The following is a 13,825-nucleotide window of genomic DNA, read 5'->3' on the forward strand; positions in this document are numbered from 1 at the left end:
GACGGCGCCCAGGGCGGGATGATCCACCGGAGCCCGAGGCGTCCTCGGGACGGCCGGTCGGCTCCGGTCCGTAGCTGCTGTAAGTCACGCGTCCTCGTCAGATGGTTCGGGGAATTATCGACGTCGGCCGGCAGGCCGGCGGGCCGCCTCCTGGAGGTGGAGGTCCGCCCTACAGGGAAGGGCCCGGGGGATCGGCTGTTCCGAGGACGAACGACACCGCCAGGTGGTTCCAAGAACAACCTTGGCAGACCTCCACCACGTAGACGCGGAATTCGCGGTATTCCCGCGCCATCGCGGTGAGCTCGGCCATCCCTTTTGCCTGGCCGGCCACTCGTCCTAATTCGTCCCCATATACGTATGTGACGTTGGTCACGTTGCGTCGTTCACATATGGGGCAACTGCGGCTCGTCGGCTCTCCGTGGAACCGGGCCGCGCGGAGCAGGTAGGGGTGGGCGTCGCACACGTCCCGCGCCCGCATGCGGCCGGCGCGGACGGACTGTACGGCCGCCCGCTTAGCGAGGCCGTAGTCCACGACCGACCGCTGTGACCACATGCGGCCAGATTACGACCCTTTGCCGAATCTTGCCCAACCGTTGACCCGTTGCCATCTATGACACCCCGACGTATCCTGCGGATGTATCGAGTCGATACATCGGTCGGACACAGGGGGTGGTTCCAGTGACGGGCTCTCGTGGAGGTGTGCTGGAGCTCGCCGTCCTGGGATCGCTGAACGAGACGCCCTTGCACGGATATGAGCTGCGCAAACGGCTCAACACGCTGCTCGGCATGTTCCGTGCCTTCTCCTACGGCTCGCTGTACCCCTGCCTCAGGGGTCTGCTCAACGAGGGCCTCATCGCCGAGGAGGAGCCTCCTGAGGACACGGTTCTCGGCCGTAGGTCGAAGATCGTCTACAAGATCACGGCGGAGGGCAAGGAGCGGCTGCAGGAGCTGCTCAGCCAGTCGGGGCCGTCCTCCTGGGAGGACGAGAGCTTCGGCATCCACTTCGCCTTCTTCCGCCACACGGAGGCGGAGGTGCGGCTCCGCATCCTGGAGGGCCGCCGCAGCCGCCTTGAAGAACGCCTCGACCGCGTCCGTGAGGCTCTCGCCCGCACGAGAGAGCGGCTGGACACCTACACGCTTGAGCTCCAGCGCCACGGGCTGGAGTCGGTCGAGCGCGAGGTCCGCTGGTTGAACGAGCTGATCGACTCGGAACGGCGGAGCCGTTCGGCTCCCGGCGAGGGGGGTCACCCTCCGGATCCCGCGCAAGCCGTACAGGAAGAGACCCAGAGGGCGGACACGCCCGAGGCAGATAGGTAAAGGAGCGAGTGCTATGGGTTCGGTGCGCGTAGCCATCGTCGGTGTGGGCAACTGCGCCTCATCGCTGGTGCAGGGCGTCCATTACTACAAGGACGCGGATCCGAGCAGCCGTGTGCCGGGCCTCATGCACGTGCGGTTCGGTGACTACCACGTCGGTGACGTGGAGTTCGTCGCGGCCTTCGACGTGGACGCCAAGAAGGTCGGCCGCGACTTGTCGGAGGCCATCGTCGCCTCCGAGAACAACACGATCAAGATCTGCGACGTGCCGCCGCTCGGCGTCACCGTGCAGCGTGGCCCGACGTTCGACGGCCTGGGCACGTACTACCGCGAGATCATCGAGGAGTCCGATGAGGAGCCGGTGGACGTCGTCCAGGCCCTGAAGGACGCCCGGGTCGACGTCCTGGTGTCCTATCTCCCGGTGGGCTCGGAGGAGGCCGACCGCTTCTACGCGCAGTGCGCGATCGACGCCAAGGTGGCGTTCGTCAACGCGCTGCCGGTCTTCATCGCCTCCGACCCCGAGTGGGCCGCGAAGTTCACCGAGGCCGGCGTCCCGATCGTGGGCGACGACATCAAGTCGCAGGTCGGCGCGACGATCACGCACCGCGTGCTGGCCAAGCTGTTCGAGGACCGCGGAGTCGAGCTGCTGCGCACCTACCAGCTCAACTTCGGCGGCAACATGGACTTCATGAACATGCTGGAGCGCACCCGCCTCCAGTCCAAGAAGATCTCCAAGACCCAGTCGGTCACGTCGCAGATCCCGCACGAGATGGCCAAGGCCGACGTCCACATCGGCCCGTCCGACCACGTGCCGTGGCTGGACGACCGCAAGTGGGCCTACGTCCGCCTTGAGGGCCGGTCGTTCGGCGACACCCCGCTCAACCTGGAGTACAAGCTCGAGGTCTGGGACTCGCCCAACTCCGCCGGCATCATCATCGACGCGGTGCGCGCGGCCAAGATCGCCCTCGACCGGGGCATCGGCGGCCCGCTGCTGTCGCCCTCGTCCTACTTCATGAAGTCGCCGCCGGAGCAGTACTCCGACGACGCCGCCCGCGAGGCCGTGGAGAAGTTCATCCGCGGTGAGGCCGAGCGCTGACGTCCGTCGTCCGCGTGTCCCGCCCCGGTTCCGCTCGATCGGACCGGGGCGGTCCCATGTCCACGCCCGGTGGACCTCAGTGGTTCGTGAGCGGGCGCGCGGCCGGCGGCAGGGCGGCGGCGTCGGCCACCGGCCAGGCCAGCGGATCCGGCCCGAGCGCGACGAGCTGAGGCACCTGCTCCCTGGCCCAGGGCGAGATGTCCCGCTCCCCGCTCATCACCTCGGCGGCGAAGCGCGCCCAGGGCTCCCACCTGACCTCACCCACCTCCTCGGCGTTGGGCGCGGCCTCTCCGGTGACCACGGCCCGGTAGACCGGGCACAGCTCGTTCTCCACCGTGCCGTTGTCCATCACGGCCCGATAGGAGAAGCGCGGCAGGATCAGGTCGACGGACTCGACCGTCAGGCCCAGCTCGAACCCGAGGCGGCGGATCACCGCCGACGACAGCGGTTCGCCCGGCAGGGGATGCCCGCAGCAGCTGTTGGTCCACTGATCGGGCCAGGTCAGCTTCGAGCCCGCACGGCGTGACAGCAGCACGCGCCCGCGGTGGTCGAAGACGTAGCTGGAGAACGCGAGATGCAGCGGCGTGTCGGCGCTGTGGACGGTGGATTTGGGGGCGGTGCCGATCGGGTTTCCCTCGCCATCGACCAGCACGACATGTTCCTGTGACGTCACTCTGCGAGAGTACGTGATCACCTTGCCGCGGGGTGAGACCTACGGGTCTTTATCAGGGTCGCTCCGGATGTCCGCGCGTGATCGCCCGCGTAGGCTGTCGCCGTGTCCTACGCCTCTGATCTGCGGGTGGTCCTGCGGGGTCGAAACTTCCGGCGGCTTTTCGCCACACGGCTCGTCTCGCAGTTCTCCGACGGGATCTTCCAGCTCGCCGTCGGCGGCTACGCGTTCTTCAGCCCGGAAAGGCAGGCGAGCGCGACCGCCATCGCGGCGGGCCTCGCCGTGTTGCTCCTGCCGTACAGCGTCCTCGGGCCCTTCGTCGGGGTGTTCATCGACCGCTGGTCGAGGCGGCAGATCCTCGTCATCGCGCCGGTCGTGCGCGGCGTGCTGCTGGTGGTGGCCGCCTGCCTCGTCGCGGCGGGCGCCTCCGACGTCGTCTTCTACGCGGCGGCGCTCGGCGTGCTCGCGGTCAACCGCTTCTTCCTGTCGGCCCTCAGCGCCGCGCTGCCCCACGTCGTGCCGTCCGAGAACCTGATGATGGCCAACGCGGTCACGCCCACCTCGGGCACGGTGGTGACGTTCGTCGGGGCGGGCGCCGGCGTCGTGCTCCGCGTGATCTCCGGGTCGGACGACCGGGGCGTGGCCGTGCTGCTGGTCTGCTCCGGCGTCGTCTTCGGCCTGAGCGCGCTGATCGCGCGGACGATGGAGCGCTCGCTGCTCGGCCCCGCGTACGACCCGAACCGCCCGCAGGCCCGCGAGGCCGTACGGCACGTGCTCGCCGGCCTGGTGGACGGCGCGCGGCACATCGCGCACCGGCGTTCGGCGGGGGCGGCCCTCAGCGGCGTCGCCACCCACCGCCTGATGTTCGGCATCTCCACGGCGGCCGTGGTGATGCTCTACCGCTACCACTTCACCCACGACCCCGACGACGCGCTGAAGGGCATCGCGCTCGTGCTGGGCGCCGTCGGCGCGGGCAGCTTCGCCGCGGTCCTGGTCACGCCGTGGGCCACCGAGCGGGTCCGCATCGAGATCTGGGTGCCGGTGATGCTCGTGACCTGCGGCGTGCTGGAGTTCGCCCTGTGCGCGACGTTCCACAAGTGGGCGTTCGTCGCCGCCGGGCTGGTGATCGGCGTCGCGGGGCAGAGCGTGAAGATCTGCGCGGACACCGTCGTGCAGCGCGACATCGAGGACGCCTATCTCGGCCGCGCCTTCTCCGTCTACGACATGCTGTTCAACGGCATGACGGTGCTCGGCGCGGTGCTGGCGGCGGCGCTGCTGCCGCGCGACGGCGTGTCGTATCTCGCGCTCGCCGTGATCGGCGTGGGCTATCTGCTCGGCGCGGTGGTCTACCGGCTGATCCTGCCCTCCGCCGTACGCCGCAGGCCGCCGGTGCCCGCCGTCGACTGACTCCCGTCGGCCGGCGTCACAGCGCCGCGGTGGCGGCGACCATGGCACCGGTGATGCGGGCGATGTCGCCGGGCGCGCAGGCGTACGGCGGCATCGTGTAGATCAGACGGCCGAAGGGCCGCAGCCACACGCCGTGCTCCATCACGATGTCTTGAATTTTCGCGACATCGACGGGCCGGTCGGTCTCGATCACCCCGATCGCGCCCAGCACCCGCACGTCCCGTACGCCGGGGGCGCCCGCGGCCGGGGCGAGACCGTCGAGCAGGCCCGCCTCGATGCGCGCGACCTCCTCCCGCCAGGGCCGTTCGGCGAGCAGGTCGAGCGAGGCGCCGGCCACGGCGCAGGCGAGCGGGTTGCCCATGTAGGTCGGGCCGTGCATCAGCACGCCGATGCGCTCGGCCACCCGCGCGGTGCACAGCGTGGCGGCGAGCGTCATGTAGCCGCCGGTGAGCGCCTTGCCCACGCACATGATGTCCGGCCTGATCCCGGCGTGGTCGCAGCCGAACATCTCCCCCGTACGGCCGAAGCCGGTGGCGATCTCGTCGGCGATCAGCAGGATGCCGTGCTCGTCGGCCAGCTCGCGCAGCCGCCGCAGGTAGGCGGGGTGATAGAACCGCATGCCGCCCGCGCCCTGCACGACGGGCTCGACGATGATCGCGGCCAGCCGGTCGGCGTGGGCCTCGACGGCCGCGGTCAGCTCAGCCAGATAGGCCTCGTCGGGACCCGCCTGCGTGGTCCCGCCCGGGCGGCGGCCATAGTCGTGCGGCGGCATCGGCGCGAAGACGTGCCGCGGGAGCATCCCGGTGAACAGGTGGTGCATGCCACCGACCGGGTCGCAGACCGACATCGCGGCGAACGTGTCGCCGTGGTAGCCGCCCCGCACGGTCAGCAGGGCCGAGCGCCCGCTGTACTGCACCGCCATCTTGATCGCGACCTCGACCGCCACCGAGCCCGAGTCCGCCAGGAAGACGTGGTCGAGCCCGGTCATCCCGGCCAGCCGGTGCGCGAGCCGTACGGCGGGCTCGTGGGTCAGGCCGCCGAACATGACGTGCGCCATGTCGCCGAGCTGGTCGCGGGCGGCCCGGTTGAGCCGCGGGTGGTTGTAGCCGTGAACGGCCGCCCACCAGGAGGCCATGCCGTCGATCAGCTCACGGCCGTCGCCGAGCGTGATCCGCACGCCCTCGGCCCGGCGGACGACGTGCACCGGCACCCCGGACGGCACGGCCGTGTAGGGATGCCAGACGTGCTCGCGGTCGAGCCGGAGGACCTCCGCGGCGTCCACCTACGAGATGATCCCGTTGTCGCGCGCCCAGTCGAGCAGGGCCTGCCGCGCGGCCTCCTTGCCGATCATGCCCTGGTCCATGCGGATCTCCAGCATGTGCTTGTAGGCCCTGCCGACAACCGGCCCCGGCGGCACGCCGAGGATCTCCTGGATCTCGTTGCCGTCGAGCTCAGGGCGGATCTTGGCCAGCTCCTCCTCGTCGGCCAGCCGGGCGATGCGCTCCTCAAGCTGGTCGTAGGTGCGCGACAGTGCCTGGGCCTTGCGCTTGTTGCGGGTGGTGCAGTCGGCCCTGGTCAGCTTGTGCAGGCGTTCGAGGAGGTGCCCCGCGTCGCGGACGTAGCGGCGCACGGCGCTGTCGGTCCACTCGCCCGTCCCGTAGCCGTGGAAGCGCAGGTGCAGCTCCACGAGCCTCGACACGTCGGACACCACGTCCTTGGGGAACTTCAGCTCGGCGAGCCGCTTCTTGGCCATCTGCGCGCCGACGACCTCGTGGTGGTGGAACGACACGCGGCCGCCGGGCTCGTTGCGCCGGGTCTTCGGCTTGCCGATGTCGTGCAGCAGGGCGGCCCACCGCAGCACCCGGTCGGGGCCGGACGTCTCCAGGTCGATGGCCTGCTCCAGCACGATCAGCGTGTGCTCGTAGACGTCCTTGTGCCGGTGGTGCTCGTCGATCTCCAGCCGCAGCTTGGGCAGCTCGGGCAGGACGTGGGCGGCGAGCCCGGTGTCCACCAGCAGCGCGAGCCCCTTCCTCGGGTGGGCGCCGAGGATCAGCTTGTCGAGCTCGTCGCGGATGCGCTCGGCCGAGACGATCTCGATGCGGCCGGACATCGCGGTCATCGCCTCGACCACCTCGGGGGCCACGGTGAACCCGAGCTGGCCCGCGAACCTGGCCGCCCGCAGCATCCGCAGCGGGTCGTCGTCGAACGACTGCTCGGGTTTGCCCGGCGTCCGCAGGACCTTGGCGGCCAGGTCGGGCAGCCCGCCGTACGGGTCGACGAACTCGTGGCCGGGCAGCCGGACGGCCATCGCGTTGACCGCGAAGTCGCGCCGGGCGAGGTCGCCCTCGAGCGAGTCGCCGTACATCACCTCGGGCTTGCGCGAGGCGGGGTCGTACGACTCGCTGCGGTAGGTGGTGATCTCCAGCAGCCAGCCGCCCTTGCGCACGCCGACGGTGCCGAAGTCGATCCCGATCGTCCAGACGGCGTCCGCCCAGTCCTTGACGATCTCCAGCACCCTCTCGGGGCGGGCGTCCGTGGTCAGGTCGAGGTCCTTGCTCGCGCGGCCGAGGAGGACGTCGCGGACGGAACCGCCGACCAGGGCCAGCTCGTGCCCTCGGGCCGAGAACAGCTCACCGAGCTCGTCGGCGACCGGGGCGATCCGGCGGAACAGTTCGTTCACGGCGCGCTGCTGGCTGTCGCTCAGATTTGAAACGGACAAGGCTGGGTAGGTCCTTCGGTCACGGAACAGAAACTCTCCCCCGATGGCCCAGGTGTTCAGGTGTCACCCAGGGGAGACACACCTAGCGATCACTAGGCCACGGACGGTTCGGGGGCGCTGGACGACGCAAGGAGCACACGAGATGAAAGACGCTCTCGCGATTCACCGCTGGCTCCTCGCCCACCAGATCCACCATGAGATCGTACGTCTTCCGCGCCCGTTGACATGCTCGGACGAGCTTCCCGAGGTGCTGGGGGTCTCACCCGAGAGGTGCCTGTGCGTCTCGCTGTTCGAGGTGTCGGCGCGAGGGCGGACACAGGAGGTGGCGGTGGTGACCGCGGTGAACTCCTGTCCCGGGCCGGCGGACGTGGGCGCCGCTCTGCGCGCCCACAGGGTAACCCCCGCGTCGGCCTACACCGTGAACTCCGCGACCGACTACGCGCACGGCCTGGTCTGCCCGCTCCTGCTGCCCGACGACCTGACCGTGCTGGTCGACCAGCGTCTGCTGGAGCGGGCCGATCCCGACGAGGTCGTCCACACCGCGACCGGCGAGCGCCGCACCGCGTTGCGCATGCCTGCCATCGACCTGTTCGACCTGGTGGCGGCCAAGCCCGTCGACCTGAGCGCCACCCAACGGAGGGGTCTCGCGAGCCTCGTGAGTCCTATGCGGACTGCTTAGGCCATAGCATTCTGGGCGTGCGCCGTACCTCACCGCCGGCCGGCACATGATCCGTAAGGCCGCGCTGCTGACATCGCTGACCGCCCTGCTCGCCTTCCCCGCGGGCATGGCCGGTACGGCTGTCGCGGCACCACCTCCGGGTCGTGTCGTGGCCGTGGCACCGGCCGATCCGCTCGTGGTCAGCGAGATCACGCCGGAGGTCGTGCGCGTCGCCACCGACCCCATCACGGTCGCGGGGACCGTCTCCGGCACGCCGGGATCGTTCGTCCGGGTCGCCGTCCGCTACTCCCGGGGCAGGCCGTTCGCCTCCCGGGCCGATATGGCGGCGTACCTGTCGGAGCAGGGATACGGCACCACCAACTGGAGCACCAGGATCCAGGCCACGGCGCTCGACCAGTCGGGAAAGCTTCCCTTCCGGTTCACCGTGACCCCCGCGGAGCTGGGCATGCCCAGGCCCGGCGTCTATCCCTTCGAGATCGAGCTGACCGACGCGGGCACCGGGCAGCGGCTCGGGATCGAGCGGACCTTCCTGACGTACGCCCCCAAGGGCGAGCAGATCCCCAAGATCAAGCTGGCCGTCGCCCTGCCGATCGTCGACCGGCCCCACCGCGCCGACGACACGACGTTCATGGACGACGACCTGCCGGCCTCGCTCGCGTCCGGCCGCCTGGCGGCGCTGCTCCAGACGGCGCAGGACACCGGCGACGCGGTGACCTGGTTCGTGGACCCCGCGCTGCTCGACGACGTCCGCGTCCTGTCCTCCGGCCCCCGGAATGTGCGCGGCACCCGCAAGGACGCCGACCAGGCCGCGGGCCAGTGGCTGAACGGCCTGCGCAGCGCGCTGACGGACAAGACCGTCATCTCCACGCCGTACGCCGATCCGGACATGACCGCGCTGGTCCACCACGGCCTCGACAAGCAGGCCGCGGCGTCCGTCCAGCGCGGGGCGGCGCTCGCGAGCGAACTGCTCGGCCGGGAGATCCCCAGCACCACCACGTGGCCGGCCGGCGGCAAGATCGACCGCGACGCGGTGGACGAGCTGGCCATGTCGGGCGTGACGTCCGTGCTGCTGTCGGGCGACGCGCTGCCGCCGCGGCCCGAGGGCCAGGGCGCGACGCAGACCGGACAGCCCGTCCCCCCGCCCGCGCAGCAGACCACGCCCGACGGCGCCGCCACGCTCGAAACCGTCGCCGAGAACCCGCTCACCGCGCTGCTGGCCGACCCCACGCTCAGCGAGCTCCTCGGCGGGAACGTGTCGGCTCCCGGCGCCGCGATGCTCGCGCGGCAGCGGTTCCTCGCCGAGACCGCGATGATCGCCTTCGAGCAGCCGGTAGCCCTTCCCGGCCAGACCGGCGGCACGGGACAGAGCGGCACAGGCCAGAGCGGCACCGTGCAGAACAGCACGGCGAAGGCGGCCACGCGCACGGTGATCGCGGCCCCGCAGTCGCATCTGTGGACGCCCGACCCGGCGTACGTCTCCAGCCTCCTGCAGGCCGCCTCCGGCGCCCCCTGGCTGCGCATGACCCCGCTCGACTCGATCAAGCCCGGCCGGGTCCAGGTGCCGCGCGCCGACCTGACGTACACCGAGCGCGACCGCCAGGCCGAGCTGAGCCGCACCTACCTCGCGACCGTACGCAAGCTGGAGCGCAAGGCCGACGCCGTGGCCACCGTCACCGAGCAGCACACGGACGTCTTCCACACGGCCATACTCCGGCTGTCGTCGGCCTCCTGGCGGGGCGACGGCAAGCGCGCGATGACCTTCGCCGGGCAGGTGCAGAAGGCCATCGACGCGCGCATCGACGACGTGTCGGTGCTCGACACCCCGCGCGCGGTCGCGGGCAGCAACGGCCAGGTCCCGGTCAGCGTGGCCAACAACCTGGACAAGGACATCCAGATCAAGATCCGGGTCACCTCGGCCAGCAAGTCGCGGCTCGCTATCGACGCCCCCGGAGGGGTCTACATGACCCCCACGACCACGATCCTCGCGGGGCGCAGCCAGCTCGTGAACGTGCCGGTGATCGTGCGCGACGAGGGCGGCGACGCGAGCATCTCGGTGCAGCTGCTGACCGACGGCGACGAGAAGTACGGCAGCGCCGTGCGGGTCGTGGTGCGCGCGACCGGCTACACCGGCATCGCCCTCGTCATCGTGGGGGCGGCCGTGGTCATCATGCTGGCCGCCGTGGTGATGCGCATCCTGCGCCGCAGGTCGCGCAAGGCGTTCCCGTTCGACGCCTCCGGCGGCGAGGACGGCCCGCCCGGCGACCGGCAGGGAGCCGTCCCGGCCGAGCGCACCCAGTCGCCGTAGTCTTGGGTCGCCTTCCCGGGACCACTGGAGGAAGGCGGCCACCCCAAGTCAGGCCGCCGCGAACCGAAGGACAACCATGAGCAGGATGCTGCGGGCCAGCGCGATCATGGCGGCCGGGACGATGGTCTCGCGGCTCACCGGCTTCGTCCGTACGGCGATGCTCGCCGCGGCCATCGGCACCCTCGCGCTCGGCGACGCGTACAACGCGGCCTACCAGATCCCCTACATCCTGCTCGACCTGCTGCTCCAGGGCGTGCTCAGCGCCGTGGTCGTTCCGGTGATCGTGCGGGCGCAGAAGCGGGACCCCGACGGGGGCCAGGCGTTCGAGCAGCGGCTGATGACGCTGGGCGTGGTGGTGCTGACCGCCGTCGCGGTGATCGGCGTGCTGCTGGCCCGGCCGATCATGGAGCTCTACACCGCCTCGAACTGGTCGGAGGACAAGGTCGCGGTCGCCACCACGCTGGCCCGATATCTGCTCCCGCAGATCGCGTTCTTCGGGATCGGCTCGCTGGCCGGGGCGATCCTGAACACCCGGGACCGGTTCGCCGCCCCGATGTGGGCGCCGGTGCTCAACAACATCGTGGTCATGGGGGTCCTCGCCGCCTACTACGTCATCGGCACGTCCGACATCGAGAAGGTGAGCGACCGCGACCTCATGCTGCTCGGCCTCGGCACCACCGCGGGCATCCTCGCCCAGGCGCTGGTGCTGATCGTCGCGCTGCACCGGGTCGGGTTCCGGTTCCGCCCCCGGTTCGGGGTGCGCAACACCGGTCTCGGCGAGGCGGCCAGGGCCGCCGTGTGGACGTTCGCCTTCGTCGGCATCAACCAGATCGGGTTCTGGGTCACCACCAAGCTCGCCACCGGCGCGGGCGACCGTGCCCCGGGCGCCGGCAACAGCGCGTGGTCGTACGCGTTCCAGCTCTTCCAGCTTCCGTACGGGATCATCGCGGTGTCGGTGATCACGGCGATGCTGCCCAGGATGAGCAGGCTCGTGGCCGACGGCGACCTCGCCACGGCCCGCGGGGAGTTCTCCTCCGGGGTGCGGCTGGTCTCCTCCGTCATCGTCCCGTCGGGTCTGCTGCTGATGGTGCTCGGCCCGGCGGTCACCACGCTGATCTTCTCGTGGGGCAACATGACGACGGGCAACGCGATCTACATCGGTCACGTGCTGCAGGTGTTCGGCGTCGCGCTCGTGCCGTTCTCGATCTTCCAGCTCCTGCTGCGGGTCTTCTACAGCTTCGGCGACACCCGCACCCCGGCGATCATGGCCGGGGTGAACGTGGTCGTCAACGCCTCGCTCAGCCTCGTCGCCTACTTCACGCTCCCCGACCGGTACATCGTCATCGGCCTGGCGTTCGCCTACCTGATCACGTACGTCGTCCTCTGCGGCGTCGCGTGGGTGCTGGCGAGCCGGAAGATCGGCGGGCTGGGCGGCCGGGAGATCGTCGCCGGCCTGGGCCGGATGTACGCGGCGGCGATCCCGGCCGCCGCGCTGGCGCTGGCGGTCCTCTGGCTGGCCAGGGAGATCACCTCGATCAGTCCCATCAGTGCGGCGGTGGTGCTCGTGGTGGGCGGCGGCGCCGGGCTGCTGCTGTACATGTTCGCCGCGCACCGGCTGCGGGTTCCCGAGGTCCGCTCCATCATTGGACTTGTCGCAAGCCGGGTAGGACGGTAAGAGTCCTCAAGAACGACCGGCGACTGGAAGGTAACGCGAAAGTCCGATTCGGACGTCTTCGATCGGGAAGGCGGGCACAAGCGGCACGGCACTAGCATGGTGCGCCAGGGAGTGTTGAGACACACTCAGAGAACGTCCCGCAGAACTTGCCCTACCGATGGATTCGGCCGGGCGGGTGACCGCGAGGGTGGAGGAGGACCGGCGGCGACGGCCGTACGGGCCTGTTCCGGCTCGCGGATGCTCGTCTCCGGGGTCTCGCCGACCCGGCGGTGCTCCGCTCGGCGACCACGGCAGGCAGGAGGTTTTAGGGGCGCGATCTGGTGTTTCGGACCGGCGAGCGGAAGCGGGAAGGCGTGGGCGGAACCACCCGGCATCGGCTGGTGCATGCCGATGAGCCGCGGAGCGGGGCGGCCGCATGAGCATGTCCACGGTCGAACCGGGGACCAAGCTGGCGGATCGGTTCCGCCTGGAGGACAGGGTCCACGAATCCGGCGGCGCGACCCTGTGGAAGGCGCTGGACGAGATCCTCGCCCGCCCGGTCGCGGTCCACACGTTCGCACCCGATTTTTCCCGAGTCGAGGAAGTCGTCACCGCCGCCCGCCTGGCGAGCCGCCTCACCGACCCCCGCCTCACCCAGGTCTTCGACGCGGCCGACGAGGACGGCACCGCGTACGTCGTGAGCGAGTGGGTCAGCGGAGAGTCGCTGCTCGACCTGCTGGAGAGCGGGCCCGTCGAGCCCGAGCGGGGCGCGGCCCTGGTCGCCGAGGCCGCCGAGGCCCTGGCGCACGCGCACGCGGCGGGGCTCACCCACCTGCACCTGACCCCCAGCCGCCTGGTCTGGACGAGCGGCGGCACGGTCAAGCTCCTCGGTCTCGCCGTCGACGCCGCGATCCTCGACCTGAGCAGCGAGGACCCCGCCAAGGAGGACGCCGAAGGGCTGGGCCGCCTGCTCTACGCGGCGCTGACCGGCCACTGGCCCGGCGACTCCGACTGCGGGCTGCCCCCCGCGCCCCTGGACGACGGCAAGATCTGCACGCCCCGGCAGGTCACCGCCGGCGTCCCCGGCTACCTCGACGCCATCACCTGCCGCGCGCTGCTGCAGGAGCCGCGACGCGGGCAGCCGCCGCTGGCCACCCCGGCCGACGTGGCCGAGGCGCTCGCCGAGGTGCCCCGCCCCGCGCCTGCGCCGGTCACCACCGCGCCGCCCGCGTTGAACCTGCGCAGCGAGGCGCCGGACGGGCTGGGCATGTCCACCATGCCGCCCCGCGTGCCGTCCCATCTGGCACACCAGATGTCGATGGTCCCTCCGCCACCGCCGCCGCGCCCGCAGACCGGCGCCGCGAGCAAGATCCTGCTGACCGTCATCGTCCTGCTCGTGATGGCGGCCGTCGGCGTGGGCGCCTGGACCGTGGGCAAGAACCTCGGCAACACCCCGCGCGGGGTGGCCCAGTCGGACAGCGCGCAGTCGCCGTCCCCCTCGCGGAAGCCGGTCGCCGTCAAGCCGGTGAGCGCGGCGGGGTTCGACCCCCTCGGCACCGACCGCGCCGAGAAGCCGGAGCTCGCCCCGCTGGCCATCGACGGCAAGCCGTCCACCGACTGGCACACCGACAGCTACAGCACCGCCGACCTGGGGCGCCTCAAGGACGGCGTCGGGCTCATCCTCGACATGGGCAAGCCGATCCCCATCGCCGACGTCGTCGTCTCCCTGGGCAACGCCGGCGGATCGACCGTGCAGCTCAAGGTGGGCGACGCGGCGGATCTGTCTTCTTTGAAGACCGTGGCGGAGAAGAAGGGCGCATCGGGTTCGGTGACGCTCACCCCGGAAAAGGCCACGACGGGCCAGTACGTTTTGATCTGGTTCACCCGGCTTCCCGCCTACAACGGGCAGTATCGTGGCACTATCTACGACGTAACGGTGCATTCCCCAGGATCGGCATAGCAGGGACTTGTGAATTCCCCA

11 protein-coding genes are annotated in these 13,825 nt (G+C 70.6%); 7 read left to right on the top strand and 4 right to left on the bottom strand.

All coding sequences use genetic code 11. The features are described 5' to 3' along the window. Window positions 1-169: 169 nt before the first annotated feature. Window positions 170-553: a DUF5318 family protein gene (locus OHB01_RS09785; RefSeq protein WP_142620120.1), complete on the bottom strand. Its 384-nt coding sequence runs from the start codon at window positions 551-553 to the stop codon at window positions 170-172. Window positions 554-678: 125 nt separating this feature from the next. Between OHB01_RS09785 and OHB01_RS09790 the strand changes: the two genes are divergently transcribed. Together OHB01_RS09790 and OHB01_RS09795 are read left to right on the top strand one after the other, a co-directional pair. Continuing rightward, entirely contained in the window at window positions 679-1,317 is a 639-nt protein-coding gene (locus tag OHB01_RS09790; RefSeq protein WP_142649582.1) for a PadR family transcriptional regulator, read from the top strand. 13 nt (window positions 1,318-1,330) lie between these two features. Next, window positions 1,331-2,410, top strand: coding sequence for an inositol-3-phosphate synthase (locus OHB01_RS09795; protein WP_142620118.1), 1,080 nt, complete (start codon window positions 1,331-1,333; stop codon window positions 2,408-2,410). A gap of 76 nt (window positions 2,411-2,486) precedes the next feature. Here OHB01_RS09795 and idi read toward each other — a convergent pair whose 3' ends face one another. Beyond that, a complete protein-coding gene (gene idi, locus OHB01_RS09800) occupies window positions 2,487-3,083 on the bottom strand; it encodes an isopentenyl-diphosphate Delta-isomerase (RefSeq protein WP_142649584.1) in 597 nt (198 codons plus the stop codon). 102 nt (window positions 3,084-3,185) lie between these two features. Between idi and OHB01_RS09805 the strand changes: the two genes are divergently transcribed. Then, window positions 3,186-4,487, top strand: a complete 1,302-nt coding sequence (locus OHB01_RS09805; protein WP_142649586.1) for an MFS transporter — start codon at window positions 3,186-3,188, stop codon at window positions 4,485-4,487. 16 nt (window positions 4,488-4,503) lie between these two features. Here the strand turns inward: OHB01_RS09805 and OHB01_RS09810 are convergent, their stop codons facing one another. Further along, entirely contained in the window at window positions 4,504-5,769 is a 1,266-nt protein-coding gene (locus OHB01_RS09810; RefSeq protein WP_147943752.1) for an adenosylmethionine--8-amino-7-oxononanoate transaminase, read from the bottom strand. After that, window positions 5,770-7,206: a CCA tRNA nucleotidyltransferase gene (locus OHB01_RS09815; protein ID WP_328855240.1), complete on the bottom strand. Its 1,437-nt coding sequence runs from the start codon at window positions 7,204-7,206 to the stop codon at window positions 5,770-5,772. Window positions 7,207-7,348: 142 nt separating this feature from the next. On the opposite strand from OHB01_RS09815, the gene OHB01_RS09820 reads away from it, so the two are divergent. The 4 genes from OHB01_RS09820 (at window position 7,349) to OHB01_RS09835 (ending at window position 13,804) form a co-directional block, all read left to right on the top strand. Beyond that, window positions 7,349-7,885: an aminoacyl-tRNA deacylase gene (locus OHB01_RS09820; RefSeq protein ID WP_142649592.1), complete on the top strand. Its 537-nt coding sequence runs from the start codon at window positions 7,349-7,351 to the stop codon at window positions 7,883-7,885. A gap of 46 nt (window positions 7,886-7,931) precedes the next feature. Further along, complete coding sequence (locus OHB01_RS09825; protein WP_328855241.1) at window positions 7,932-10,190, top strand: hypothetical protein; 2,259 nt, start codon at window positions 7,932-7,934, stop codon at window positions 10,188-10,190. Window positions 10,191-10,266: 76 nt separating this feature from the next. Next, window positions 10,267-11,865, top strand: a complete 1,599-nt coding sequence (murJ, locus tag OHB01_RS09830) for a murein biosynthesis integral membrane protein MurJ (RefSeq protein ID WP_142649595.1) — start codon at window positions 10,267-10,269, stop codon at window positions 11,863-11,865. A gap of 415 nt (window positions 11,866-12,280) precedes the next feature. Further along, window positions 12,281-13,804: a protein kinase family protein gene (locus OHB01_RS09835; protein WP_142649597.1), complete on the top strand. Its 1,524-nt coding sequence runs from the start codon at window positions 12,281-12,283 to the stop codon at window positions 13,802-13,804. Window positions 13,805-13,825 lie beyond the last annotated feature (21 nt).

The sequence above is a fragment of the Microbispora hainanensis genome, from assembly GCF_036186745.1.
Lineage (GTDB): Bacteria > Actinomycetota > Actinomycetes > Streptosporangiales > Streptosporangiaceae > Microbispora.

Coding starts and splice junctions, on each gene's coding strand:
- OHB01_RS09785 (WP_142620120.1), bottom strand. CDS start 553: ATGTGGTCACAGCGGTCGGTCGTGGACTACGGCCTCGCTAAGCGGGCG.
- OHB01_RS09795 (WP_142620118.1), top strand. CDS start 1,331: ATGGGTTCGGTGCGCGTAGCCATCGTCGGTGTGGGCAACTGCGCCTCA.
- OHB01_RS09820 (WP_142649592.1), top strand. CDS start 7,349: ATGAAAGACGCTCTCGCGATTCACCGCTGGCTCCTCGCCCACCAGATC.
- OHB01_RS09825 (WP_328855241.1), top strand. CDS start 7,932: ATGATCCGTAAGGCCGCGCTGCTGACATCGCTGACCGCCCTGCTCGCC.
- murJ (WP_142649595.1), top strand. CDS start 10,267: ATGAGCAGGATGCTGCGGGCCAGCGCGATCATGGCGGCCGGGACGATG.
- OHB01_RS09835 (WP_142649597.1), top strand. CDS start 12,281: ATGAGCATGTCCACGGTCGAACCGGGGACCAAGCTGGCGGATCGGTTC.